Source organism: Sphingopyxis sp. (genome assembly GCF_019459305.1).
Classification (GTDB): domain Bacteria; phylum Pseudomonadota; class Alphaproteobacteria; order Sphingomonadales; family Sphingomonadaceae; genus Sphingopyxis.
Genome location: NZ_JAIBES010000132.1, coordinates 21476 through 47369, shown reverse-complemented (window position 1 = coordinate 47369; position 25894 = coordinate 21476). Strand labels below are relative to the sequence as shown.

Here is a 25894-nt window from a genome sequence, read left to right as displayed (position 1 = left end):
CCCCCCCCCCGGGGCGCGCGCCCACCGGGGGCGCCAGACTTCGCTGCATCACAGTTTCGTGGATGAGGATATCGCTGGCCCTGACCCCCATGCAGCGCTCGAGGCGCGCGACACGATGCGGCGCGTCGGCGAGGCGATCGAGAAATTAAAGCCCCAAACTGGTTCCATATTCGTGATGCATCGGTTCGATGGCCTGAGCTATGAGGAGATCGCGACAGCGAAAGGAATCAGCGTGAAGGGCGTCGAATGGCATATCGCACAGGCGATGATCGCGATCCGCAAGGCGCGGGCCGACACTAAGTGAGCGACCGCGACACGGAGGCCGCGCATTGGTTTGCACGCATGCGCACGCCTGGCGCCGAGGCGGACCGGGCAGAGTTCGATGCCTGGCATTCCGATCCCGAAAATGCCGAGGCCTATGCAAACGCCAAAGAAGATTGGCTCATCACTGGCGGCGTGGCGGAAGAACATCTCGCCGCGCACCGCCAAGTGCCGTCAAAGGCGACACCCCCGTTGCGCGCGCACTGGGCGCTCGCCGCCGCGCTGGTCCTGGCGATCTCGCTGGCCTTAGCCTGGGTGCTGCTCGGCAATGGCGGCACCGATCCGATCGTCGCGGACAATGCGACCGGCGAAGTCATTCTGGAGGACGGCACTCGCGTCGTGCTGATGGACGGCGCTCGCGTCGACGGGCGGTTCATGTCGGGCGAACGGCGCGTGCACCTTGTCGGCGGCCGCGCGCGCTTCACGGTCGCGCATGACAGCGAGCGGCCGTTCCGTGTCGAAGCGGGGGTGAGTGAAACCACCGCTCTCGGGACAATCTTCGAGGTCGATCTGACGGGACGGCGGCCGGTCGTTCATCTTGTCGAGGGGTCGGTAGAGGTGCGCGCCACCGCCAACCCCCAAGCCCCGCTCCGCCTCCGTCCCGGCCAGCGCGCCGCGGTCGAGAAGGATGCGCCCATACTCGTCGAGACCAGGCCGAACGGCGAGACCGTCACCATGTCCAATCCCGTCAGCGAAGCCGAAGGACCGAACCTCCTCCTCGCCGAAGGGCTCCCCCTCGGTGCCGTCCTCGACCGTGCTAATCGGGTCAACAGCGCCAAGATCCGGCTCGCCGATACGGCAATCGGCGGACGGCTGGTCAGCGGGCGTTTCGATGTTTCGGACGCGCGATCACTCGCCCGTCAGCTCGCGGCCGCGCTCGACCTCGATGTGAAAGATCAGGCGGGCGGCTATGTCCTGATGCCGAAAATAACCCACTAGGAGTTCTTCGACCCAATCCGTCTTGCCCCCTCAGACGGCCATGAAGGCCGCTGGGAGGATAGGATGAACAAGAGTTTGCTGGCCGCTTTTCTGGCCACGGGATGCGCTGTCGGCGCGCTCTGTCCGGTCGCTGCGCAGGCGCAGACCGACCAGCGCGATTATGACATTGCGGCACAGCCGCTCGGGGACGCGCTTCAAGAATATGCGGACGTTTCGGGACGCCAGATTCTGTTCGCGACCGAGCTAGTCAAGGGGCGGCGTTCGATCTTGGTGCGCGGCCGGATGTCGTCGGACCGCGCCCTCTCCCGACTGCTAGCAGGAACGGGCCTTTTGCCGGAGCTGGTCGAAGGCGCTCTCACATTGCGCGCGGGAAACGGCGCTGCGGCCGACAATGGATCGACTGAAAGCGGCGCGGATGGCGCGATCATTGTGACCGGCTCGCGCATCCGGGGAGCGGGGCCGGCCGGTTCGCCGGTTGTGACGATCGACCGGGAGGCGATTGAGAAGAGCGGCTACGGCACGGTTCAGCAATTGCTCCAGTCGCTCCCGCAGGCGTTCATGGGCGGCTCCAACGAAACGACGACCGGCGCGACGACGCGCAACGGCACAGGCAACGATTCGACGCTCGGGTCGAGCATCAACCTTCGCGGCCTCGGCACCAATTCGACGCTCGTTCTGATCGACGGCGCGCGGCCCGCGCTGGGCGGCACCGGCGGCCTCTTCGCGGACATTTCTCTCATCCCGATGACTGCGGTCGAACGGATCGAAGTGCTGACCGACGGCGCCTCGGCGATTTATGGTGCCGATGCGGTTGCGGGCGTCATCAATCTTCGCCTCCGCAATCGATTTGAAGGCGCCGAAACGATCCTGCGCGCTGGCACCGCCGACGGCGACATGACCGAAGTCCAGTTCAGCCAATTGCTCGGGAAGAAGTGGAATGGTGGCCACCTCGTTCTCGCTTATCAATATAGCGACCGTGGCACTCTTGCGGCATCGGAGCGCGACTTCGCGCGCGAGGACCTCCGTCCCTTCGGCGGTCCCGACTATCGTTCGATCTACGCGAGTCCCGGCACGATCCGAGCGGCGAATGGCCAGCTCTTCGGCATTCCGGGTGGTCAAAATGGCCGCACCCTGACGGCGGCTCAGTTGCTTCCCGGCGTCCAAAATCGCCGCGACAATCGCGCCGAAACCGACCTGCTGCCGCGCCAGCGGGTTCACAGTCTCTATGCCGCGGGCGAGTTCGATATCACCGACAGCCTGACCTTTCACGCGAGCATCCTCGCCGCGCAGCGAAATTATCGCCGGATCAGCAACGTGACCGCGCTCCGCACCGCGCGCGTTCCCGTAACGAACCCCTTTTATGTCGATCCGATCGGCACGGGGCAGCCGGTCCAGGTTACCTACAATTTCGTCAACGATGTCGGGCCGCAGATCAACGAAGGCCGCGTTCGTGCACTCTCGACGTCGGCCGGCCTCGAAAAGACGATTGGCGACTGGCGCATTCAGCTGGGGGGGGCGTATGGGATCCAGAAAGGGAAGGCCTACACACGCAATTCCGTGAATAGTGCGCGGCTCGCGGTCGCGCTCGCCGACACCAATCCGGCAACGTCGTTCAACGTGTTCGGCGACGGCACGGCGAACAATCAGGCGACGATCGACTATATCCGCGGCAGCAACCAAACGATCGACACTTTTAAAACATGGTCAGCCGCGCTCCGCGCCGATGGACCGTTGTTCCGATTGCCTGCAGGCGATGTCCGCCTCGCGGTTGGCGCCGAGTATCGCCGCGAGGCCAATGACTATTTCCGCATTCAGGACCAGAGCACGCTCGCTCCCGTCGCCGCGCCTTATCCGGGTTTCCCCGGCCCGCGTCATGTAAAGTCAATCTATGCCGAAATGCTCGTGCCCGTCTTCGGACCCGATAACGAGATGCCGGGCTTCCACAAGGTCGACTTGACGCTCGCTGGGCGCATCGAGGACTATAACCAGTTTGGCCGCACCGAGAATCCCAAGTTCAGCCTTCGCTGGGAGCCAGTTCAAGGCATCGCGCTACGTGGTTCCTACGGCACCTCCTTTCGAGCGCCGCAGTTTGACGAGTTGATAGGCCCGGCGCTGTCGCTTTACACGACGCTCTCGGTTCCTGATCCTGCATCGCCGACCGGAAGCTCTAACGTCCTCGCGCTCTTTGGTTATGCACCGAACATACAGCCGGAGAAAGCGACGACCTGGACTGCCGGCTTCGATATTGCGCCATCTTCGATGCCTGGTTTCAAGGCTTCGCTCACATATTTCGACGTCGACTATCGCGATCGAATCGGAACCCTCACCGAGGATTATCTGCGCTTCCTCGCCAACCGCGACGTCTTCGGGGGCGTCGTCCTCGACAATCCACCGCTCGATCTCGTCCAGTTCTACTATGACCAGCCAAGCTTCACGAACCCGATCGCCATTGCGCCGAACCAGGTCGTTGCGATTCTGGACGGACAGACCCGCAATCTTACACGTGAGCATCAGAACGGCATCGACATCGATCTTGGCTACGCGCCCGAGTTCGAGGGAGGGAGGCTCGACCTCGGAGTCAGCGGCACGCACATTTTCTCGATCATCAAGCAGCTGTCTCCCGGCTCGGCGAGCAGCGATTTCGTCGGTCTTTATGCGAGCCCGGTCAAATGGCGGCTTCGCGGACGCCTTGGATGGGCAAAGGGCGGATTTTCTGCCAATGCGTTCGTCAACTACACCGATGGCTATCGGAACCAGGTCGCGATCCCCAATGAGCATGTCTCGTCGTGGACCACGGTCGATCTAACCCTGTCGCAGCGCATCGGCCAGAAAGCCGACGAAACCGATGGGCGCGGCCTCCAACTCAGCCTCGCACTCCAGAATCTTTTCGATCGCGATCCGCCCTATGTGAACAACAAGAGCCAGACGTCGGCGCTCGGCTATGATCCGGAAAAGGCGAGCCCACTTGGTCGCATGATCTCGGTCCAGGCAGTCATCCGATGGTAAGCCGCGCAGCCCTTCTCGTCGCCCTGATGGCCGCAGCGTCACCTGCGGCCAGTCAGATAACGTCGCGCGCGATTGCCGAGACTGCTGATATCTCGGGAATCGAGGCATCGCCCGACGGCAAATGGATTGCGTATCGCATCGAGCGTCCATCAACTCTGACCAACCGGATCGACGTCGATTGGTATATCGTTGCTGCCGACGGGCAGTCGGCGCCGCGTTCGCTGGGGCGCGCCGGGACGGCCATGTGGAACGATGCTGGCGTGATCATCCCCGGTGAAGCCAAATGGTCGCCGGACGGGAAGCGCCTTGTCATCCGCGCGCTCGTCGATGGCCGGGTCGCGCTCTGGGCGAGCTCCGCAGACGGATCGGGATTTCGTCCAATTGTTGCGGGAGAAGGCGATGTCGAGACCTTTGCGTTCAGCGAGGACGGAACGCTCGTCGCCAGCCAAGGTCCGCCGCGCGACGTGATCGCCCGCACCGAAGAAGCCGAACGCGAAAATGGCATTCTCGTCGACGGTCACACCGATCTCGCGCAGCCTCTCTTCCGCGGCGCCCTGGTCAACGGCCGCGCCGCGAGCCAACGTTTTGTGAACGACTGGTTCGATCGCGCGCCCCTGCTCTCCGCAGAACCTCGCAAAATCTCGGCCCGCGCGCCGGACGGCTTGACGCGCCTTGCGCGCGGGGAAGAGAAAGCGTTGCTCGCACCGCAACGAGACTCTCTCTTTCTCCTGACGAGCGACCTTCCCTCCGATTTGCGCGCATCACTCGAAGCGCAGGGTGTCTGCAAGACTAAAGTCGGCTGCGCCGCCGAACTCCCGCGCCTTTCGTGGTGGCACGCGCTCGATGGCGGCGACGCCATCGTCGCGACGCACGACGCCGATTTTCGTCAACGCCTACAGCGCTGGTCGCAAAAAAGCCGGCGACTGACAGAAATGGCAGCATCCGACGGTCAGCTTTCGGGCGACCGCAAATATTTCACGCCGTGCGCGCTGACGGGCGATGCGCTCTTCTGCGTTGAAGCCGCGGCCGCACTGCCACCGCGCCTCGTCCGCATCGGCAAAAATGGCACCAAGCAGATCATCGACGCTCCCAATTCCCATCCTGACCACGACGGGCTCCTTGCCGAAACGATCGTGTGGCAGGCGGGCGGCAGCCGTGCGTCGGGCGTTCTTATTCGCCCGAAGATCCCCGGGCGGCTGCCGCTCTTCATCACTTACTATAGCTGCGCGGGCTATCTTCGCGGGGGCGTTGGCGATGAATGGCCTTTGCGCGCGCTCGCCGCGCATGGCATCGCGTCGCTCTGCATCAACGCTGTTCCAGGAAATGTGGATAAGGCCGTTCGCTATGACAGGGCGCTCGCAGCGGTGGAGAGCGTGACGAAGCTCTTGTCCGACAGGGGGATCGTGGATGTAGACCGGGTCGGCATGGGCGGGCTCAGCTTCGGAAGCGAGGTCACGATGTGGACCGCGACCCGCAGCAACATCCTCAAGGCAATATCGATTGCTTCGGTCCAGATGGAGCCGGCCTATTACTGGTTCAACGCGCGACCAGGACGTGAGACCTTCGACGATAATATCGAGAAGACATGGGGCGTGCGGTCGCCTGACGAGACGCCGGATGGTTGGAAGCGGCTTTCACCGGCGCTCAATATCGACAAGATCAGCGCACCGGTTCTGATGCAATTCCCCGAGCAAGAGGCCCGCCTTTCCATTGAACTGGTCAGCCGGCTCGCGACCGCGCATATGGGCGAGACACATATTTTCCCGTACGCCCCACACATCAAGGTCGAGCCGCGGCAGAAACTGGCCGCCTACGAGCGCAATCTCGACTGGTTTCGCTTCTGGTTGAAAGGCGAGGTCGATCCCGATCCTTCCAAGGCGCAGCAGTATCAACGATGGGCAAAGCTGAACCCGGCCCTGCCTTCCGATTCAACAGCTCGCACCCAGCGCTCGACGTCGGCGATCTCGATCAGGCGAAAATAGTCAAAATCACCCTCGACAAGATCTCGGTCGAGATAGTACTCGATTGCCGGCAGGTCGAGCAGCCCGCGCTCGGCCAGCTGTCCTGCAAGAAGTAATTCCTTCAGCCCTGTCCGCTGCCTCAGATAGGCTGCGGCGCAGAGCGCCTCCATGCGCCCCTTCCCGCGTCGCCAGACGACGTCGGCGGGCAATCGACGCGCAAAGGCCGCGCGCGCGACCGCGCGATTTCGTCCGCCGGAAAACCATGTTCCGCTGGGGATCGCCAGACACAGCTCAACGACAGGCCGGGATAATAAGGGAGCAAAGGTCTCACGCCCTAGCCAGCGTCGCGGGCGGTCGAGAAAATCCAAGATTCTCCGCACCGATTCCACATGATTGCGCTTGGCCTGCGAAAACTGCTCAGCACCGCCGTCCCACGGATGTGAATAGGGCGCTGACGGCAGCCGCGCCTCATTCAAATAGTCCGTGTCGCGGCGCCAGCCGATCCGCGGGCCGGCGCGGTGGGCGCGCCACGCCAGCCTTGCTGCTTCCCAGACCGTCGCGCCGCTGGCACGTGCCACGTCGCGCATCGTCTCGAATGCTTGTCGGGACGCACCAAAGGAGGCGTAGGCGTCGAGAATGGGGGCAATTGTGCCGTCGAGATGAAATACGCTGTCGCCTCCGATCCCGCCGAATATCGACCGCGAGCGATCAGGGACGGCTTCGGCAAATGCCAGATCCAGGCCGCCGAGGACGCTGTAGGCGCCCGGCCGCGCGGACGCTTCAGCAAGCGGAGCGGCAAGATCGATCGCCTGATCGTCATGCTCGACCTCAATGAGTTTGATGCCGTAATGGGACGCGACCGCGCGCGCATAGCGGCGCTCGTCGCCCTCGGCGTCAGGGGTTGCGAACGTGATCGCGGAAAAGTCGGCGCTGGCGGCGGCGAGTGCCGCGGTCACGATGGAGGAATCGAGCCCCCCAGAGAGTTCAACAATGATATCGCGCCGCGTCGCGCTCCACGCTGCCGTGCAGTCAATGATCCGGCGCTCGAGATCGGACGCGATGTCGGCCAGTTCCCCCGATTTCGGCTGGGCAACAAAGTCCCAAGGGCACCATGTCGAAACGACTGCGGCACAGCCTCCCTCACAATCGATGCGCGTCCCCGGCAACAGCTCGCGGAGCCCAGCCATGCCGGTCTGCTCAGAGCGGAGGTTGATGAAGGCTAGCGTGTGCGCAACAAAGTCCCAGTCGACCGAGACCGGCGCGGCTTGCGGCATTAGCCGTTCGTCCGACGCGAGCAGGACACCGTCCGGTCTCTGGCGCCAGTAGAGCGGCAGGCCGGTGAGTGCTGCCCGTTCGACGCTTTGCCGTCTTCCATTCTTGAAGAAAGCGAGGAAATTGCCCCAGCAGGGCTCGGGCATTGGCGAGCGCGTCGAATCGCCAAAACAATCTCCGATGATGATCCGGCCGTCAGCCTTTCGATTTAGCGGGACATTTTCGCTCGCAAATATCAGCCTGCCCGGTGACTGGTCTACCGCGATCATACCATGGCGTTCAGCGGCCAGAGCCACGTCAGCACCCGCTTCCAGGTTTCCAAGCCATGCAAGGATAGCGGGTGTCATCGGATCACGAGGATCGGGGTGAAATTGCGCGCTTCGGCAGCGGTGCCGGTGAGAATGGCAGATGCGGTCTGAAGCCAGCAATGGGCCTTGAACGGCGCCGTTCGCACGCCGAATACGAAAGTGACAGCGTGTCCGCGGGACAACAGGATATGATCAAGGGCCAGCGCATCGACTAGGCAGCGCGGCGGTGCGCGATGCATCCACCGATTGCCCGCATAGCCTGCTGCGACCGCGGTCGTAGCCATATCGTCCGTTTCACGCCCGAGCGCGGACCTTCGCGCCTGCAGAGATTCGAAGGTCTGCGCGAGCCGGTTCGGGCGCATCGCGCGGCGTGCCCAGTGTAGCGCTAGGCCGGCCCGGACAACCATGGCGAAGTCGACGCTCGTATCGCCAACAGCTGACAGGTCGTGATCGGGCACTTCAACCGCAGTAGGCTCGATTTGGCTCAGACCATCGCATCGGCGGAGCAGTCCCGTCGCAACGAGCCGCGTCATCGCATCACTGTCATTCGGTTCGCCGCAGCGGAGGCGCTCGAACGCCGAACGATCGTTGCCCTCAAGCGCGAAATACCTGTCGCGCCGCAAGTCGAGAAAGACGAGCTGGCCGCCCGTCTCGCAAAAGCCCGTACCGGGGACCAGCTTCCAGCCCATACTCTGTTCCAGTAAAACAGGAGACGGGCGGCGAAGCCGGTCCCCGACGTGAAGGTCAGTCCTGCGTAAGACCGGCCCAATCTTCGCGGCCGCCCATTTCCATGGGAAGTCCGTGCTCGCCGGCCGCGTCGGTGCTGACGCATCCGAGTTCGACAAGGTCGTTCGTTTCGTTGTTCATCGTCGCAGCCTTTCATAAACGTTCAAACAGGCGGTGCCGGAGGCCGGCTCGGCCGGCCCCCGGACGCCCGTCTCAGTCCTGGCGCAGGCCCGCGACGAGTTCCTTGCCGCCCGGCTCGATGCCGAAGCGCTCTTCGCCGGCGGTGTCGGTGCTGACACTGCCGAGTTCGACGAGGTCGTTGGTTTCACGATCCATGATCGTTTCCTTTCACACGTGCCGCGGAATTGCGGCACCGACGATCTTACGCCGCTGGAAAAGATAGAATTTATGTGTTTTCACAATCCGGAGAATATCATTCGATTGTTTGCGAGCGCGGCCGAAGTTCGGCGACGACCCGGCCCGCCCGCGCTACCCGCCGACGGTGAAATGCGGCGCTTTTGCCGCGAAGTTCGGCCCAGCGCTGCGCCTGATATGCCGTCTCCATTGTGGCTAATTGCTCCTCTGCAACGGGATCGGTCCGCACCTCGACCGCGCGGAAAAACTCGCTCCGCTCGACGGAATTGACGATCGCGTAACGAAGCTCGCGATTGTCGCTGAGAAGGGCGATCGCCCGGAACAACCGCGCGACTCGCGCCGGATAATCTTCGACCTCCATCGCCACGAGCGATGTCGCTGGCTCTATAGACCGAATTGCTGGCGCGCCGAGCGCAAGCCCGACGAGCGCGCCGGTCCAGCGATAGATGTCGCTGAGGTCGGATTCGGCGAAGATCGGTTGCCGGAATCCTTCCTGGTGCCAGCTGTCGACAATGCGTTCGCCCGACAGGCGATGGAGCGCTTCACGCACCGGCGTCGGGCTTGCGGCAAGCCGCTTGGCGAGGTGGAAGGGATCGAGGCGCGTCCCCGGCGGATAGGCACCGCCGACGATCCGCGCCTTAAGTTCGAGATAGACCCGCTCCATCGTCGAGCCGGCGTTCATGCCGCTCGCTCCTCACTATGCGCGGATCGTTGCCGGGCTATATGATCGGCAAGCAGCGCGCTCTGGTCGGGGCGGAGCGCGTCGACCGCGGCGAGCGGCTCGGCAGGGCAGCCGCCGAACAGGACCGACGGACATTGGCCTTCGAAGTTGCCGAGGTTGGGGCGGTGCTGCGCATAACCTGCCAGCGCCGCAAGGTCGGCCGAAAAGTCTTTCGCGACCTCGGGCGGATAGGCAAGCCATTGGTTTTCATAGGGCTTGAGCCACCCGAGACAGTAGCTGACGATGATGCCGCGCCGCGCGGCCACGCTGCGATTCGCCCCCGCGCCGTGCAGGGTGGAGCCGAGAAAGACGATCGCGTCGCTCGGCTCCGCTTCCGCGACGATCGGCGGCTCGGCCGGCTGCTCGACGAGCGCTTCGACACCATGGCTCCTTGGCCAGATCAGCGTTGCCCCGTTCGTCTCGGTGAAATCGGTCAGCGGCCACATGACATTGACGAGATATTCTACCTCGCCGAGGGAGCCCTGCCACATGTCCTGATCGCGATGCGGAAACTGTGCGAGCTCGCCGGGATGAAGTTCAATCGCCTGCGCGAGGTTGAGCTGGATCCTCTCGCACCATTTCCCGAGCGCGAGTTCTGCGAGATCGAGGATCGGCTGGTGCATCACCAGTTCGCCCATAAGCGGCGAGCGGATGAGAAGCCGGCCGAAGCGCTTGGTACGCTCGCCGTAAAAACCGCCTTCGCAAAAGGGCGTCGCCGCGAAACGCGGTTCGAGATCGCGCGCGATGCCGCCGATCAGCGAAGCGGAAGCCGCACCGCGCAGGATGGTATAGCCCTGTTCGAGCAGCTCACATCCTGCGGGCGAATGGCAGGCAGGCATTACTGCCATGTCCGGATGAACAATCATCATGCCCTCCTCACGCGGCGCGCGCCGCGGAGACCGCGACCGCCTTGCTGACAATGCCCGCTGCGGCGAGGCGGGAGATGGTGGAACCGTCGAGGTCGATGCGAAGCGCCGTGAGCGCCTGGCCGCCGTGAAGGCAGGGCGCGCCGAGCGCCCGGCAGTCCCAGCCGAAAGCCTCGATCTGCCGGAACCAGCCGAGCTCGGCGACGCCGGTATAGGTGCGGATAGAGTTAGCGAGTGCGAATTCGACAAGTCCCACCAGCAGCGAATCGCGCGCGACCCTCCGCTGCCGCGCCCCGATCCCCGGCGACAGGCAGAAGCGGGTGATTTCGAGAACCTTGGGTCCCTGCGGGACCGGTCCGTCAACGAGCTGCGGGAACAGACTGTCCAGAAGCCCGGGCTGCGTGGTGAGAAGCAGCCGCGCCGAGGCGAGATGCTCGCCATCGCCATCGGTCACGATGAGATAGGTCGCATCGACATCGTCGAAATGGTCGAGCTCGAACCGGCCGGCAAGCGCGGGAAGGTCCCAATTTAGAAGGTCGATGAAAACACGCTTACGCGCCTCGAACATCGAGCGAAGGGCTCGATGTTCGCGCGCGACGTTCTGATGGTCGATGATAAGTAACATGGATGCCTCCTTTCAAAGAGGCGATCCAATTGAACCGCTTTTTTCAGCTGCACCATAGCATGATAGGGGGGTGCAGGCGTTTTTTAGCGGCGAACGAGATCGGCGAAGCTGATGTCGCCATCATAAAGCGCGCGCACCGTCAGCACGGTGCCGCCATTGGCGCCATAGCGCTGGCGGGCGTTGCGCAGGTGCTCGCGCACGGTGTCCGGCGAGATGTCGAGATGGAGTCCGATCCGCCGAATTGGATTGCCCTGAGCGGCCCGAATGAGGCATTGCCGCTGGCGGTGGGTCAGGCGCGGACCGATGTGCAGCCTTTCGGGATGGGCGATCCGGTCCGCCGCTTCGAAGGCGGCGCCGCCGATCATGCGCGCAAATTGGAGCGCGTCCGGATCGGCCGCGGAGCCGGGCCGCCATGCAAATGACACCGAGCCATGGGCATCACCGGGAAGATGGGCGGGCACTGTCAGCCCGTCGCCGATGCCATGGCGCCGGGCTTCGGCGAGGATCATCTCGTCACCGGGGCGCGGTGCGTCGTAGCGCCGCATGTCGTGCCAGAGAAAGCCCGCCCTGCTGCGCTGGCTCGCCCGGTGTACGGGATCGGACGGCCCGAGGCGGTTTTGATCGAACCAATAGGCCCACTCGTCCGGATAATTGTGAAGCCGCACGCCCTTCTCGGGCGTGGCGAGAAAATCGACATGGTGGCTGAGCGCGAACCAGGCGCAGCCCATGGAGGCGCAGGCGTCACGAAGCAGGTTGGCCAGATTGGTCCCGTTTTTTATATGCGCGAATTCCAGCTCGAAGGCGTGGGCGGTGTCGATTGTCGGCATTACGAACCCTGGCGCGCCGACCGCCGTTTCCGAGCCAGTCGATCCGCGTGCCCCTCGTAAGGGCCGGCAAGCCCCGCCCTCTTACAAGGCCGGCCGCCGACGGCGTAACCGCCGCTGGTCCAGGCGATCGTGGGAGAATCCGAAAATGGCGGCTAAGCTCATATATTCCTACTATATTCGAGATATAGAGCCAAATCGGGGCTAATTCCCAAAACGGCGCGCCGCGCGGCTTCAGCTTGATCTGTTCCGAAAATCCCAGATCGGAATTCCCATCTTGCGCGCCTTGTCGGCGAAATTGTCCAGAATTCCGGTTCCAGGAAAGACGATCACCCCGACGGGCGGCGCGTCGAGCATTCGGTCGTTCCGCTTAAACGGCGCTGCTTTTCCGTGGCGGTTCCAGTCGGGTTGAAAGGCGACCTGCACGACACCCAGGTTTTCAGCCCGCGTCACGCACAACCCGGTCGAAGACGCGAGCGTCCGAAAAACGGACAACAACCGGACGCGCTTCCTCTCAATCGAAGAAGTGAAACAACTGGGCGGCGCGCTCCACGCGGTCGAAGCCGCGGGCGCTAACGCCAAGGCCGTGAACATCGCGCGCTTGTAGGCGCTGTCGGGCTGCCGTCGAAACGAGATTGCGGGCCTGAAATGGTCGGAAGTTGATCGCAAACGCGGCTTGCTGATGTTCGACAATTCCAAAACCGGCCGTAGTGTTCGTCCGCTGGGAGCGGCTGCCACCGCGCTTCTTGAGGCTATTAAGCCCGATGAAGCAGATGGCTACATGTTCCCGGCCGAGCGCCGCGATGGATTCTATCAGGGAACAAAAACCGTGTGCAGGCGGCCATCAAGAAAGCCGGCCTGACTGGCGTGACGCCGCACGTTCTGCGTCATACCTTGGGGAGCGCGGCCGCTTCGGGGGGTGAAGCGCTACTAATGGTCGGGTCATTGCTTGGGCATTCGAATGCCCGGTCTACCGCTATTTATGCGCATGTCTCGCATGATCCCGCCAGCATGGCAGCTGGCCCTGCGACCGCTCCAATAGCAGAAGCGCTAGGTCAGCCCGCCCCATTTCAGAAGAAAGAGCGGGAAGTCCCAGCATTGGCTTAAAATCGCACGACGCGCAGTGGTCGGCGAAGATTAGCGTCACCATTTCGCTATAGCGCTAAGATCACGCAACGGCTCTCGCCGCCATCGTCATACCTGCAGGAGTAGGGAAAGTCGGAACGAGGCGGGAGGTGGAAGCTATATCGGCCCGGCCGGATTTGGTGGGCTGGGCGGCGCACCGGATCAGCTCGAGGTTCCCGGAGCAGCGACGGACCAGGCGTCTGCTCAAAAGCTCTGGTCACAACTCGAAGGTCTCAGCGGTGTCACGTACGGATGGAGGCCGTCTGAAGCGTACTGACCTGACCAAGTTCAGGGGTTCGCGCTGCCATCATTCTGTGCAGAAAGGAGTTCTGCTACACGGCGTGCGGAATCAGGTGTTGCGGGATTATAGACCAGCATCCCGAGGTCAGGGCGCCCCTCCACGGCAAACACCGAGAATTCGAGTTCGATGAGTCCGTGTTCCGGATGGCGCAGGCGCTTCATGCCATCGGCATGGGCCGCAACATCATTCTCGCGCCACAGGCTCTCGAATTCGGGACTGATGCGCGACAATTCATCGACGATGGCGTTGATTTCCGCGCCCGCCCCGGCGCGGGCTGCGTCGGCACGAAAGGCACCAACCACATATCGCGCGATATTCCACCAATCATCCTGCGCGGCTCGGGTGACGGAATTGGTAAAGATCAGACGCAGGACATTTCGCTCTTCGCGCCGGAGCTTGCTGTAATCGGTGAGCAGCCGGGTCGCCGCTGTGTTCCATGCGATGACGTCCCAGGTGGCCGTCTTAATGATCGCCGGGCTGGTCGGCAGCGCGTCGAGCACCCGTTGTAGCCGCGGAGTCACATGATCGGGCCGCGAATACTTCATCGCCGGCGGGCGCCCGAGCGCCAGCAGGAAGAGGTGCTCGCGCTCGGGTGCGGTCAGCATCAGCCCGTTTGCGAGACGATCGAGCACATCGGAGGACGGCGCCCCTCCGCGCCCCTGTTCAAGCCAGGTATACCAGGTCGGTGAGATGTTTGCCCGCTGGGCCACTTCTTCCCGGCGCAGACCGGGCGTACGCCGCCGTCCGCCAAAGCCGAAGGACGCCGGGTCCATCCGTGCCCGGCGATCCCGAAGGAAAGCCCCGAGCGGAGTGGGTGTGCTGCTACTTTCAGACATCGCAATCCTGTTGGCTGTTTTAATATGATAATACCACTACTTTAATAAGATGTTTTGTACGCCGAAGAGCGCTTCGCAACATTCGTGAAGGGCTCTTAATGCGGATATTTCTCACAGGTGCGACCGGCTTCATCGGCTCGCGCATCATTCCGGAACTTCTGGCCGCAGGACATGAGGTCCTGGCGCTGACACGCTCCGAAAGCGGCAAGCATCAGCTTGAGGCGGCCGGTGCACGCCCTCACTTTGGGACCATCGAGGATCTCGAAAGCCTGCAGGAAGGTGCAGCGCAGGCCGACGCGGTCATCCACACGGCCTTCGACCATAATTTTGCAACCTATGCGGCGAACTGCGAAAAGGACCACAGCGTGATCACCGCGCTTGGCGCTGCATTGCAGGGGTCTGACCGACCTTTCATCGTCACCTCAGCCACTGTGCTTGGTGACAGCGGCGATGGCGAGCCGGCGCTTGAAGCAGCGTTCAACGCAAGCGCGCCCATTCCCCGCGTCGCGACCGAGAATGCCGCAAGGTCGGTTCTCGCCTCGGGCGTGGATGTACGGGTCGTCCGGCTTCCTCAGGTGCACGATCCGGTCAAGCAGGGCCTCATTACTTTTTACATCGAACACGCCCGCGCTTCGGGCCGTGCCGGCTTTGTCGGTGACGGCGATGACCGCTGGTCGGCGGCGCATGTCACCGATGTCGCGCAGATATTTGCAGCGGTGCTCGAGCACGGAACGGGTGGCGAAACCTACCATGCAGTTGGCGAGCCAGGCGTTGCTTTCCGGAATATCGCTGAGGCGGTATCCGCCGGCCTCGATGTTCCGCTGGTCTCGCTGCCTCCCGAAGAGGCCGAAGCCCATTTCGGCTGGCTGGCGATGTTCATTGGCCGCAACGGTGCAGCGTCGAACGACTGGACAAGGGCTAGACTTGGCTGGGAACCGGCTGGTCCGGGCCTGATAGCTGATTTGCAGGCAATGGATTACGCACCGGAGCCTGTCGCCTGACGGTGTAAACCAATTCAGGTCATCGCTGGGCCCTCTTCTCAAAGGGGAAAGGGTCGATTGCGGCGTTGCCGTATCTCCTGATCAAGTCGCCGCCCAGCTGGAAGGCAGCGTCGGCGTTGGCCTGTCCCCCCGGTCTCTTCGGGGCGGTAGCGCTGCGCGAAAGAATTGCGCAGGAAACCAATTTCGACAGCTGCCGGGTGGTCAGGATGAACGAAATGCCGCAAGTTGAGAACCATATTATCCCGACCTCCAACCGTCCGACAGGGATGGAGGAACCGGGTTTGGCACCGATTTCACCTGCCGTAGCCAATGCCATTCTTGCCCTGATTGGGAGGCCAACGGGCAGCCTGCCATGCGCGGCGGGGCCGCGGTATTACCTCTGCGGGCATTTCCGCCTGAATCGGCATCAGCTTGTCACCTGGCGGTCTCAGCGCGCGATCCGTTTCAGGCGTCACTAACGGTGCAACCAAGGCCCGCCGCCTGCCTGTCATCCGTTCTTGACGATGATGAGCTCAGGGGTGCGTGCTCAGAGGGTGCTGCCGGGTAGGCACGGAATACTGGCCAGTTATAACCGAGGTGAATTTTTCAAGACCTCACTATCCATTGGTTTCATGGCCCGCCAGCGGCCAGTGCCCTTCCGAAACGGAGGACGGGATGCGAGACAAAGTTATTATTTCCTGCGCGGTGACAGGGTCAGCTCACACGCCGACCATGTCCGACGCTCTCCCGGTCACGCCGGACGAGATCGCCTCGCAGTCGATCGATGCCTCGAGAGCTGGGGCCGCGATCCTTCATTTGCACGCACGCGTTCCCGGGACGGGGCAGCCTACCGGTGACCCGGGCATCTACAGGCAATTTCTTCCCGCCATCAAGCAGGGCACCGATGCCGTGGTGAACATTACCACAGGCGGGTCGACCAGGATGACTGTCGGCGAGAGGCTGGCCGCTGCTATAGAATTCAGGCCGGAGCTCTGTTCGCTCAACATGGGCTCGATCAATTTCTCCTTCTTCCCCGCAGCCCGGAGGATCACCAGCTGGAAACACGACTGGGAAAAGGCCTATGTGGAAGAATCTGACGACTACATTTTTCGGAACACGTTTCGAGACATTTCCACGATCCTCACGACGATGTCCGACGCGGGCACCAAATTCGAGCATGAATGCTACGATGTCGGGCACCTCTACAACCTGAAGTACTTCGTCGACACCGGCGCGGTTAAGCCTCCTTTCTTCATCCAGATGATCTTCGGGATCATGGGCGGAATCGGCCCCGACCTGGAAAATCTGATGTTCATGAAGCAGACCGCTGATCGCTTGTTCGGCCCCGATAACTTCCAGTGGTCAGTCCTTGCGGCTGGCCGTTACCAAATGCCTTTTCTGACTCAGGCCGCACTGATGGGCGGCCATGTGCGGGTAGGTCTGGAAGACAGCCTTTTCATCGAACGCGGCAAACTCGCTCGCTCGAACGCCGAGCAGGTCGAGAAAATTGTGCGGATCCTCCTTGAGATGGGCCGCGAACCGGCCACACCGGCAGAGACGCGGGAAATGCTGGGCCTGAAAGGCTCAGGCCGGGCCGACTTCTAGATGGTCAGACCCCGGCGCTGGCGAGGGTCTCTCGCAGCCAGGCATGGCCTTCGTCAGCGGTGTTTCTGCGATGCCACCAGATAAAGACTTCGTTTTCGGGTATCTCGAACGGGACCGGCACGGATGTCAGAGAATGGTGATCTGCCGCGATCAGTTTGTCGGCGGCTACCTTCGGGATGGTCGCGAGTAAGTCTGTATTGCGCATTATTCCCGGAAGCACAGTCGCGTGCGGGATCGTCAAGGCTATCTCCCGCCTCTTCGCGTCTCTCCCCAGGGCGGCGTGGATCGGATCGGCGGAAGCTCCTCTTGGCTGGACGAGAATATGCCGGCAGGACATGTATTGCGAGTAGGAAATCATTGTTGGCTCGCTGCCATTCAGGACCGGATTGTGTTTCCCCAGCAGGACCACGAAAGGGCTGTTGTGAATCAGGCGCGCCTCGAATCCTTCGCTGAGACTGATCCGGCCGAGAGCAAGGTCCGCAATCCCACTTTCCAGATGGCTTCCGTATGTTTCGAGACCGGATTCCAGAACGTGGATATCGATGTTCGGGGCTTCTCTTCCGATGGCTTCCAGAAGCGGCGGAAGAAACGAGATCTCTCCCACATCGGTCATCAGCAGAGTGAAGTGGCGGCGCGATACTGCGGGATCGAATTGGGTGCCTGCCAGGAGACCAGAGCGAATGGAGGTGAGGCCGCTGTTGACGGCCTTGGCCAGTTCGCGCGCCTTGGGTGTGGGGTCCATTCCCGACGGCGTACGGACGAAAAGCGGATCATCCAGCTGCTGTCTGAGTCGGTTAAGGGCGTTGCTCACCGCGGGCTGGGACATGCCAAGGTTGTCCGCCGCTCGTGTCACGCTCCGGTGGATGTTCACCGCCTCGAACACCCGCAAGAGGTTCAGATCGAACGTGCGCAAATTTACCATTGCCCGGGTTTCGCTCCATTCTGCGACCCTGAAAACGAGGCGCTTGCCGCAACTACGGATCGTTGCGACCCCGCTTTTTCGGGACCATTATCACTGTCAAAGATGTTGTTGCCGCGATATATCAATTTGAACAAGGTGGAATCTGCCGGAATATGACCTCCCGATAAGAGCCGGAAACCCGGCAAGAGCTGCTCTGCAAAAGGCAGCGACACATGGGGAGGACATAGTGAAAGGCATTTCCACAACCGCACTGCGCAGAATCTTCAGCAGTGCATCCCTGATCTCCATCGCGGTTCTTCCGTGCGCAGCGTATGGGCAGAATGCGGGCGAAGCCGAACAGGCCGGGCAAGGCAGTGAAGCAGTCACCGCCGATGCCCCCGGACAGGACCGGTTCGATACGATCGTCGTGACTGCCGAACGTCGGGAATCGACGGCTCAGCGCACTCCCATCGCGATCACCGCGCTCGGCGGTGAAAATCTTCAGTCTTCGGGTATCACCAACATAGAAGGCCTCAATGATGTAATCCCCAACCTGTCTTTTCAGCGCAATGCCGGCGATGCGCGCATCTTTATCCGGGGCATCGGATACAACAGTATATCGCCTGGCGGAGAGACGAGAGTCGCTCTTTATTCCGACAACGTATACCAGAGCCGGACGCAAGCCGGCCTCCTCGGATTCTACGATGTCGATCGGGTGGAGGTGCTGCGCGGTCCGCAGGGAACGCTCTATGGTCGCAACGCGATCGCGGGGACGATCAACATCCTCACCCGGGATCCGGGCCTGACCTTCAACGGGTACGGGTCGACGACCGTGGGGACCTACGGTCTGCTCGCGGCCGAAGGCGCAGTCGGGGTTCGCCTGTCCGATACCCTCGGCGCGCGTCTCGCCGTGAGGGCGGTCAACCGCGAAGGCTTCGGCGAGAATCTGACGTCGGGAGCCGATGTCGGAGACGAGCGGAGCATCAGCTCGCGCCTCCGTCTCATATTCGAGCCGTCTTCAGCGGTTGAGATCAGGCTGACCGGCGACTACTCCCGGGTCAACGACCGGTCCGGTGGCTATCGCTACGGCGGCCCTGGTAATTTCAATATCACGCCCCTCGGTTTCATTCTCGGCGGTCCGGACAGCGTCCCGCGCGACGTGCAGGACAGCGCCAGCTTCGGACCTCGGCAGGAGATCGAAACCTATGGCATCGCTCTCGATGCCGAGTTCGAACTGGGAGGCAATACGACGCTCAATCTAATCTCCGCCTATCGCTCGCTCGATGCCCGCCTAGAATCCAATGTCGACGGGTTCGTCCAGGAACTTACCCGCCAGTACATCTCGGAAAAATCGGAGCTGTTCACCCAGGAGGTTCGCATCGCGCATTCGTTCGGCGAGTTCGCGGACATCATAGTCGGCGGGTATTATTTCCATGAAAGCAATTCCGCGCTCAACGAGGTTCCCCACAAGGCAATTGTGCTGCAGCAGCCCGGAAGTCCGTTCGCTGCGCTGGTGGCAGGACGCGATCCTGTCGATCTGATCGACTTCTTCGCCACTTTCGGTGATGTCGGAACTGATGCTTTTGCCGCCTTCGCTCAGGCCGACATCCATCTCACCGACAAGCTCGAACTTTCGCTTGGCGCGCGCTACAGCACGGAGAAGAAGAACATCTTCGAAGGCCGTCAGCTCGATGTCCTGTCACTGTTCGAACAAGGCGACAGCCTCAGACCGGACCTCGATCCGGCAAACGGACTGTTCGGCGGTGGTCCACTCGGAGCCGGGTTTCGCGAGCAGGAAGAAACGTGGAGCTCTTTTGACCCCAAGATCACCCTCAGTTACCAGGCCACGCCCGACACGCTCTTCTATGCGACCTTCTCGCAAGGCTTCAAGTCAGGCGGCTTCAACCTGGGAGGCCTGCAGGCTCCATTCCGACCAGAAAGCCTCACGAACTACGAAATCGGCGTGAAGACGGATATGTTCGACGATCTCGTGCGCGCGAACGTCTCAGCCTTCCGTTATGACTACGAGGATCTCCAGCAGAATATCGTCATCGGCAATAATCTCATCACTCGCAATGCTGCCGAAGCCAGGCTCTACGGTGCGGAAGCCGAGATCACGATCCGGCCGACCGATGCGCTGACGCTCGATCTCAACGGTGCCTATCTCCATGGTGAGTACAGGGAGTTCGAGAGCGTCAATCCGAGCCAGCCCGAACTCGGCCTGCAAGATCTGCGCGGCAATCAGCTCGCCAACGCGCCGCGCTGGCAGATCGGCGGCAACATCGGTTACGAGATAGTGACCGATGTTGGCAGCTTCACGCCGCGAGCCAACGTGACCTGGTTCGACGAGGTCTTCTTCACTGAATTCAACGTTGCGGAACTTCGCCAGCCTTCCAGGACGATGGTCAATCTCTTCCTTACCTGGGAAGCGGACGCGACCGATCTGACGGTCACAGCTTATGTCCGTAACCTACTGGACGACGATTACTACAGCAACAAGGCCACATCGAACGGCCTTCTCGGCTTCCCCAATACCGCTCAGTTTGGTGAGCCTCTCACGGCAGGCGTGACAGTCACGAAGCGCTTCTGACCCCTGCTGGCCTCTCCGGCAGCGGGGAGCCCGCGATGGCTCCCCGCTGCACTTTTTGTAAAGAGCGAGGGACAGTGACGGAAGCCGCGCCGGGAAAACAGGAAATCAGCAAATCCACCGATTGGCGCACGGTCACGCTGCTAGCTCTCGGTTTCGGACTCGTGGGCGTGGATCGCTTCATGATCTCACCCGTGTTCCCGGCCATCGCGAGGGATCTCGGACTGAACTTCAGCGATCTCGGAATCATTGCGGGGCGCCCTGTCGATCGCCTGGGGCGTGGCCGCTCTTTTCACGGGGCCATCTTGCGGACCGCATCGGCCGCCGCCGCGTGCTCGTGGCTTCCATGGTTGCGTTTTCGGTCCTGATCGGTGCCAGCGGTCTTGCGACGGGCCTGTTCATGCTTGTGCTTGCCCGAACGATGATGAGCCTCGCAGACGGAGCGTACACGCCGGCCTGCCTCGCACCACTGCCTGAAGGTAGTCGGGCAATGCGCCAGGTCTGCGTGTCACACCGCGATAAGTCGCAACTCCCCGGCCGCGGCCAGAAACGCTCGCACGACAAGCTGGCCAATGTCTCCGGTGGGAGCAGTAACCAGGATCATTCGCAGTTCTTTCAGGCCACTTCGGACCTGGCGGCAACGGTGTTCTCAATCGCCCCGATGCCATCGATTTCGCATCGAACCACATCACCGGCCTGCAGGAATTTCGGCGGATCCATGCCCGCCCCGACGCCCTCCGGGGTTCCTGTTGCGATGAGGTCACCAGGCTGGAGTGTGAACGCGGTAGTGAGGTAGGCAATCTGATCCCAGAGGTCGTTGAGCATCTGGCTCGTGTTGCTTTCCTGTCGCAGTTCGCCGTTCACGAAGCAGCGGATTCCCAGAGCGTGCGGATCGCCCAGCTCGTCCGCAGTCACGATGCATGGACCTATTGGGCCATGGGTGTCGAACGACTTGCCCATGGTGAATGTTGGCGTGTGAAATTGCCAGTCGCGTGCGGAAACGTCATTTGCGACGAAATAGCCAAATACGCAGCTTCGGGCATCGCCTCTCGAGACATGCTTTGCCGTCCTGCCCATGACCGCACCCAACTCGGCTTCGTAGTCGAGTTTTTCGGTAACCCCCGGATCGATGTCGTCACAGGGTCCGGAAATGCAGGTTGTCTGCTTGTTGAACCACATCTGGTTGGCCGGAGCCTTCACCCCGACGCGGGCCGATTCCTCGACATGCTTTCGGTAGTTCATGCCTATGGCCAGAAACTTGCCGGGTTGCTCGATCGGCGCAAGAAGCCGGACGTTTGCAAGCGGAATATCCGGCCTGGTCCGGTCCACATGCGCCCGCACGGCGGCGAGGGCCTCGTCTCCGCCCTGCACGATAGACAGCATGGTCGGGAATTCGGAAGCCAGCGGCGCCAGCGAGGTGATCGTCTCACCGGTCAGAACGCCGACCTGTGTTTCATTCTGGTATTCGAACCGTACGAACCGCACCATCTGTCTCCGCTTCTATAGTTTTCGCCGGGCTGCAGATTTGACACGGACCGCCATATTGCAAATTGATACATTCTTCCGACGGTATTTTCTTTGCCAATAATGAGGAAGAATCCCGGATAACGGCCCATCATCACAGTGGAAAATAAATCTCCCCCAGATCATCAATTTGCCAGAGGTCCTGACGCCTTCAATACCCGCAGCCGAAAGAACGGTCTGCATGGGGCCGGGGCGACCCTGACTGTGGACACAGCGGCAGGCCCCGAACCGCAGTGCCGGGTGCGAGAGAGGCTGAGCAGGCAGAGTATGACGAACGGAAAGCAGCGACCCCTGGGCGTCCATTCGCTTGACCACTTTACACTGGCAGTTCCCGATCTCGATGCAGCGGAGAAATTCTTTCGCGCTTTCGGACTGGATGTGGAGCGGGGCGCGGCGCGGCTCTACCTGCGGTGTTTCGGCTCCGAGCATGTCTGGGCCGACATCATCCGGGAGCAGCGCAAGAAGCTCAAGTCGGTTCGTTTCGGGATTTTCCCTGAAGATGAAAAGGCGTTCAAAGAGCGTCTCGGGCCGGTCGCGGCGGATCGGCCCATCCGTGCGCTGGGTACCAGTATGTGGATCAAGGCACCGGACGGTCTCTGTGTCGAGGTCGCGGTCAGCGGGAAAACGTCCCCTGATGAGAAGGTCGAGTGCGGTCTCCCTCCTCTTTATTCCCATGCCAGGGGCACGGGGCCGCGCAGCGCGATGGGAGTGATCCGCCCGCGTCGCCTGGCGCATCTCGCGCTCTTTTCGAAAAGCGTGCCGGAGGCGATTTCTTTCTATCAGGAATATCTCGGCCTGAGACTTTCCGACAAGTCAGGCGACGATGTCGCGTTCATGCACGGACCGCACGGGAGCGAACATCACATGGTCGCGCTGGCGAGGTCCGGGGGGCCGGGCCTGCATCACAGCAGCTGGGAGGTGCGCTCGATCGCCGAGGTAGGCCAAGGCGCCATGCAGATGGAAGAGGCCGGCTATCCGAGTGGTTGGGGTGTTGGCCGTCATGTCCTGGGGTCAAACTACTTCTACTACGCGCGCGATCCCTGGGGCAGCTACGCGGAATTTTCTGCGGACATGGACTTCATCGCTGCGGGGGCTGGCTGGGAGGCTTTGGACAGCCCCCCGGAAGACTCCTTTTATCAATGGGGCCCGAGACCTCCCGAAGATTTCGGCACGAATTATGAGCTCGCATGATGCTGAGAATGGATTTTGGACGAAGCATTGCCGGGGGTGACCGTGTCTGACACGCAGAGTTTCGATACCGATGTGCTCGTCATCGGGGCGGGCCCGGTGGGGCTGGCGCTTTCGCTGTCACTCGGACTTTGTGGGCACCGGGTGATCATGGTCGAACGCGATGGTTCGCGCGGGCCGCAACCGCGCGCGAAGACACTCAACATGCGTTCGCTCACACATCTGCGGCGCTGGGGGCTCGCGCAGAAGGTCCGCGAGGCCAGTCCTACGCCCGACGACCTGCCAACGGACATTGTTTTCCAGACGCGTCTTTATGGTCACCATATCGCGACGCTGCCCAACATCTACTTTCGCGGAAACAGCCACGCCGGTGACCTGCGCTTTTGCGAGCCGAGCGAATGGATTCCGCAATACAAGGTCGAGGAGGTGATCAAGACCCGCCTCGACGAGCTCGCCTGCGTGCAGCAGGAATACGGGACGCAGCTTCTCGGCTTCTCGCAGAATGATGACGGCGTGACCGCTTCGTTTCAGAAAGGCGACGAAGAAGAATTTACTTTGCGTGCGAAATTCATCGTCGGCGCCGACGGCGGATCAAGTAAGGTTCGAGAGATCATCGGCGGAAAACTCGAAGGCAGATATGCCTACGCCTGCAATTACAACATGGTGTTGCGCATTCCCGAACTCAACAAGAATCCACCAGCCAATCGCGGCATCATGCACTGGCTGATCAACGAGGACAGTCCGGGCATCATGGGACCCATCGGCGAGCTCTGGTACATCGCTAAAAGGCTGCCGCGCGGCGACAGCGGCATGACCGAAGAGCAGATCGACCGATACCTGCAGGGCATCATAGGCAGGAAGGTCGACTTTGAGGTCATGGCGCTCGACCCCTGGTATGCGCATGAGCTCATTGCCGACACCTATCGCGACCGCCGCGCCTTCATCGCCGGTGACGCGTGTCAGTTGCGTCCGCCTTTTGGCGGCTACGGAATGAACATGGGACTTGGCGATGCGGCCGATCTGGCGTGGAAGCTGGGCGCCGTTCTGGCGGGATGGGGCGGGGAAGGCCTCCTCGACAGCTACGAATACGAACGGGGGCAGGTTCACCGGTGGACGGTCGACGAAGCAGTCGCCAATTATGCTGTGCTGAGTGCCGATCTGCTGCGTAAGGATCTCGAAGATCCAGGCAGCGAAGGGCAGACGGCCCGCGAAGCGCTTGGCAGGGAAGCCGTAGAGCAGAAGCGCCGCGAATTCCACACGATCGGCCTTGTGCTGGGATACCATTACGGAGGGTCGCCGATCGTTTCGGGAGGTGATGACCTCGGCGCGCCGGTGGCCGAGGAATACGACCCCGTTGCGGTGCCGGGCAAGCTTGTCCCGCATTTCTGGCTGGCGCCGGGGGTTTCGGTTTACGATCGCTTCGGGCCCGGATTGACGCTCCTGACGAGGGAGCAGGCGAGTGACGGCGTCACCGCCTTTAGGCTCGCCGCGAGCGCTTTGTCGGTTCCGCTCGAAATCCTGACAATTCCGCACGAGGCCGCGGCGTTCTTTCCCGAAGCGCTCGTGCTTGCGCGGCCGGATGAACATATCGCATGGCAGGGCGACCGGGTAAGCAGCGAGGAAGCGCTCGTCGTCATGCGCAAGAGCATCGGCAGGGCCGGGCGACAAACGGAGAGAGAAGATGCCTGAAGCAACGACAGCGACCCGGACACGCCAGCCGGCCTCGGATCTGGATCTGTGGTCCGACGAGGTCCTGCGTGATCCCTATCCGCACTACAGGAAGCTCAGGGATCTGGGCCCGGCTGTCTGGCTGTCCCGGCACAATGCATGGGTAGTCCCGCGCTACAGCAGCATTCGCAAGGCGCTTCTCGACGCACAGACTTTCACATCCCGCGAAGGCATCGCGATGAACGGGATTCTGAACCAGGCGTCGGACGGCATCATGCTGCTTGCCGACGACCCCGAACACATGAGGCTGCGGCGAACCTTCGCAAGGCCACTCAGTCCCGGGGCGATGAAGGGCCTGAGGGTGCGGCTGCATGGACTGGCATCGGGCCATGTCGAAAGCCTTATGCAGGAGGACAGCTTCGATGCCGTCTCGCAACTGGCTCACTTCCTGCCGCTCACCGTCGTCACCGAGCTGCTCGGGTTGAGCGAGGACGGGAAGAACAACATGCTGATCTGGGCCGCCGGGCTATTCGATGCAATGGGCCCTGACGGATATCCGCGCACGGTGACGGGTCTCGAAATCGGCCAGGAAGCCTTCGTCTATCTCGCCGGCCTCAAGCGCGAGGAAATGGATCCGGACGGCTGGGCGGCTGCCCTCTTTGTTGCTGCCGACGAGGGAAAGCTCTCCCATCAGGAAGCGCAGAATATGCTGATGGACTACACCGCGCCCGCGCTCGATACGACAATCCACGGGCTCAGCAGCACCCTGTACCTTCTTGGCAACAATCCCGACCAGTGGGCCCTGCTGAAAGAGAATCGGGATCGTGTCCCCTTTGCGATTGATGAGGCTCTGCGGATGGAGTCGCCGATCCGGGCCTTCACGCGGGTCCTGACAAAGGATCATGACCTGGAAGGCGTCAGGCTCTACGCCGGCGATCGTGCGATCATGCAGTATGCGGCGGCCAATCGCGACGAACGCCATTATCCGGAACCGGACAGGTTCGACGTCATGCGCGACGCGCGTGATCACAATGCCTTTGGCTACGGAACCCACATGTGTGCGGGCCGCCACCTCGGCAAGCTCGAAATCGAAACGGTTCTGCGCATCCTTCTCGACAGGATGGACAGCTTCGTGATCGTGGAAGAGCACAGGGAGCTTCACAACACGCTGCGCGGGCTTTCGAAGCTTGTGATCCAGCCGCAATGGGCGTGAAAGCAACTCCACGGATTCGACA

Annotated in this window: 24 protein-coding genes and 2 pseudogenes; 14 read left to right on the top strand and 12 right to left on the bottom strand. The window is 61.9% G+C overall.

All coding sequences use genetic code 11. The features are described 5' to 3' along the window. From K0M74_RS15775 to K0M74_RS15760, 4 genes are all read left to right on the top strand, one after another. Positions 1 to 304, top strand: a 304-nt coding sequence (locus tag K0M74_RS15775) for a sigma factor-like helix-turn-helix DNA-binding protein (RefSeq protein WP_293974568.1), incomplete at its 5' end; no start/stop codon positions are given. Next, positions 301 to 1260: a FecR domain-containing protein gene (locus K0M74_RS15770; RefSeq protein WP_293974565.1), complete on the top strand. Its 960-nt coding sequence runs from the start codon at positions 301 to 303 to the stop codon at positions 1258 to 1260. The genes K0M74_RS15775 and K0M74_RS15770, both read left to right, overlap by 4 nt. 63 nt (positions 1261 to 1323) lie before the next feature. After that, the gene (locus K0M74_RS15765; RefSeq protein ID WP_293974563.1) at positions 1324 to 4266 is read left to right on the top strand and encodes a TonB-dependent receptor; all 2943 of its coding nucleotides are present in this window, start codon (positions 1324 to 1326) and stop codon (positions 4264 to 4266) included. After that, entirely contained in the window at positions 4260 to 6248 is a 1989-nt protein-coding gene (locus tag K0M74_RS15760; protein WP_366932684.1) for an Atxe2 family lasso peptide isopeptidase, read from the top strand. Before K0M74_RS15765 ends, K0M74_RS15760 begins: the two co-directional genes overlap by 7 nt. Here K0M74_RS15760 and K0M74_RS15755 read toward each other — a convergent pair. The 9 genes and pseudogenes from K0M74_RS15755 to K0M74_RS15715 form a co-directional block, all read right to left on the bottom strand. Continuing rightward, a complete protein-coding gene (locus K0M74_RS15755) occupies positions 6155 to 7927 on the bottom strand; it encodes an asparagine synthase C-terminal domain-containing protein (protein WP_293974560.1) in 1773 nt (590 codons plus the stop codon). The two genes, K0M74_RS15760 and K0M74_RS15755, sit on opposite strands and share 94 nt — an antisense overlap. After that, positions 7843 to 8496, bottom strand: coding sequence for a lasso peptide biosynthesis B2 protein (locus K0M74_RS15750; RefSeq protein WP_293974557.1), 654 nt, complete (start codon positions 8494 to 8496; stop codon positions 7843 to 7845). The genes K0M74_RS15755 and K0M74_RS15750 overlap by 85 nt, the downstream gene beginning before the upstream one ends. Before the next feature lie 55 nt (positions 8497 to 8551). Then, positions 8552 to 8674, bottom strand: a complete 123-nt coding sequence (locus K0M74_RS15745) for a hypothetical protein (protein ID WP_293974554.1) — start codon at positions 8672 to 8674, stop codon at positions 8552 to 8554. Positions 8675 to 8746: 72 nt separating this feature from the next. Then, on the bottom strand, positions 8747 to 8869 hold the full coding sequence (locus K0M74_RS15740) for a hypothetical protein (RefSeq protein WP_293974551.1): 123 nt from the start codon (positions 8867 to 8869) through the stop codon (positions 8747 to 8749). 97 nt (positions 8870 to 8966) lie between these two features. Next, positions 8967 to 9590, bottom strand: coding sequence for a GntR family transcriptional regulator (locus K0M74_RS15735; RefSeq protein ID WP_293974548.1), 624 nt, complete (start codon positions 9588 to 9590; stop codon positions 8967 to 8969). Then, positions 9587 to 10495 carry a phytanoyl-CoA dioxygenase family protein gene (locus K0M74_RS15730; RefSeq protein ID WP_293974545.1) on the bottom strand — a complete coding sequence of 303 codons (909 nt, stop codon included), beginning with the start codon at positions 10493 to 10495 and terminating at the stop codon, positions 9587 to 9589. Before K0M74_RS15730 ends, K0M74_RS15735 begins: the two co-directional genes overlap by 4 nt. A 10-nt stretch (positions 10496 to 10505) precedes the next feature. Further along, positions 10506 to 11120, bottom strand: coding sequence for an acyl-homoserine-lactone synthase (locus K0M74_RS15725; RefSeq protein ID WP_293974542.1), 615 nt, complete (start codon positions 11118 to 11120; stop codon positions 10506 to 10508). Between the two features lie 83 nt (positions 11121 to 11203). After that, the gene (locus tag K0M74_RS15720) at positions 11204 to 11947 is read right to left on the bottom strand and encodes a LuxR family transcriptional regulator (protein WP_293974539.1); all 744 of its coding nucleotides are present in this window, start codon (positions 11945 to 11947) and stop codon (positions 11204 to 11206) included. 231 nt (positions 11948 to 12178) lie between these two features. Then, positions 12179 to 12373 (bottom strand): annotated as a pseudogene (locus K0M74_RS15715) (hypothetical protein); the annotation flags it as partial. Between the two features lie 253 nt (positions 12374 to 12626). On the opposite strand from K0M74_RS15715, the gene K0M74_RS15710 reads away from it, so the two are divergent. After that, on the top strand, positions 12627 to 12806 hold the full coding sequence (locus K0M74_RS15710; RefSeq protein WP_293974536.1) for a hypothetical protein: 180 nt from the start codon (positions 12627 to 12629) through the stop codon (positions 12804 to 12806). Continuing rightward, positions 12776 to 13051, top strand: a complete 276-nt coding sequence (locus K0M74_RS19905; RefSeq protein WP_366932683.1) for a tyrosine-type recombinase/integrase — start codon at positions 12776 to 12778, stop codon at positions 13049 to 13051. The genes K0M74_RS15710 and K0M74_RS19905 overlap by 31 nt, the downstream gene beginning before the upstream one ends. 306 nt (positions 13052 to 13357) lie before the next feature. Here K0M74_RS19905 and K0M74_RS15705 read toward each other — a convergent pair whose 3' ends face one another. Continuing rightward, the gene (locus K0M74_RS15705; protein WP_293974533.1) at positions 13358 to 14206 is read right to left on the bottom strand and encodes a helix-turn-helix transcriptional regulator; all 849 of its coding nucleotides are present in this window, start codon (positions 14204 to 14206) and stop codon (positions 13358 to 13360) included. A 98-nt stretch (positions 14207 to 14304) separates the two neighbouring features. On the opposite strand from K0M74_RS15705, the gene K0M74_RS15700 reads away from it, so the two are divergent. Both K0M74_RS15700 and K0M74_RS15695 read left to right on the top strand, forming a co-directional pair. After that, on the top strand, positions 14305 to 15207 hold the full coding sequence (locus tag K0M74_RS15700) for an SDR family oxidoreductase (RefSeq protein ID WP_293974530.1): 903 nt from the start codon (positions 14305 to 14307) through the stop codon (positions 15205 to 15207). A 654-nt stretch (positions 15208 to 15861) separates the two neighbouring features. Beyond that, positions 15862 to 16791: a 3-keto-5-aminohexanoate cleavage protein gene (locus K0M74_RS15695; RefSeq protein WP_293974527.1), complete on the top strand. Its 930-nt coding sequence runs from the start codon at positions 15862 to 15864 to the stop codon at positions 16789 to 16791. A 4-nt stretch (positions 16792 to 16795) separates the two neighbouring features. Here the strand turns inward: K0M74_RS15695 and K0M74_RS15690 are convergent, their stop codons facing one another. Continuing rightward, positions 16796 to 17713, bottom strand: a complete 918-nt coding sequence (locus K0M74_RS15690; protein ID WP_293974524.1) for a LysR family transcriptional regulator — start codon at positions 17711 to 17713, stop codon at positions 16796 to 16798. A gap of 226 nt (positions 17714 to 17939) precedes the next feature. Between K0M74_RS15690 and K0M74_RS15685 the strand changes: the two genes are divergently transcribed. The 3 genes and pseudogenes from K0M74_RS15685 to K0M74_RS19900 all read left to right on the top strand — a co-directional run. Further along, positions 17940 to 20282: a TonB-dependent receptor gene (locus tag K0M74_RS15685; RefSeq protein ID WP_293974521.1), complete on the top strand. Its 2343-nt coding sequence runs from the start codon at positions 17940 to 17942 to the stop codon at positions 20280 to 20282. 74 nt (positions 20283 to 20356) lie between these two features. Next, positions 20357 to 20647 carry a hypothetical protein gene (locus tag K0M74_RS15680; protein ID WP_293974518.1) on the top strand — a complete coding sequence of 97 codons (291 nt, stop codon included), beginning with the start codon at positions 20357 to 20359 and terminating at the stop codon, positions 20645 to 20647. After that, positions 20626 to 20685: pseudogene (locus K0M74_RS19900) on the top strand (hypothetical protein); the annotation flags it as partial. The gene K0M74_RS15680 and the pseudogene K0M74_RS19900, both read left to right, overlap by 22 nt. 209 nt (positions 20686 to 20894) lie before the next feature. On the opposite strand, the gene K0M74_RS15675 reads toward K0M74_RS19900, so the two are convergent. Continuing rightward, positions 20895 to 21767: a fumarylacetoacetate hydrolase family protein gene (locus tag K0M74_RS15675; protein WP_293974515.1), complete on the bottom strand. Its 873-nt coding sequence runs from the start codon at positions 21765 to 21767 to the stop codon at positions 20895 to 20897. 303 nt (positions 21768 to 22070) lie between these two features. On the opposite strand from K0M74_RS15675, the gene K0M74_RS15670 reads away from it, so the two are divergent. Genes K0M74_RS15670 through K0M74_RS15660 form a run of 3 tightly spaced genes read left to right on the top strand, consistent with a single transcriptional unit; the run spans position 22071 to position 25872 of the window. Then, positions 22071 to 22994 (top strand): VOC family protein, encoded by a 924-nt coding sequence (locus K0M74_RS15670; protein ID WP_293974512.1) that lies wholly within the window; start codon positions 22071 to 22073, stop codon positions 22992 to 22994. Positions 22995 to 23009: 15 nt separating this feature from the next. After that, complete coding sequence (locus tag K0M74_RS15665) at positions 23010 to 24680, top strand: FAD-dependent monooxygenase (RefSeq protein ID WP_293974509.1); 1671 nt, start codon at positions 23010 to 23012, stop codon at positions 24678 to 24680. After that, positions 24673 to 25872 carry a cytochrome P450 gene (locus K0M74_RS15660; protein WP_293974506.1) on the top strand — a complete coding sequence of 400 codons (1200 nt, stop codon included), beginning with the start codon at positions 24673 to 24675 and terminating at the stop codon, positions 25870 to 25872. The genes K0M74_RS15665 and K0M74_RS15660 overlap by 8 nt, the downstream gene beginning before the upstream one ends. The last annotated feature ends 22 nt before the right edge of the window (positions 25873 to 25894 follow it).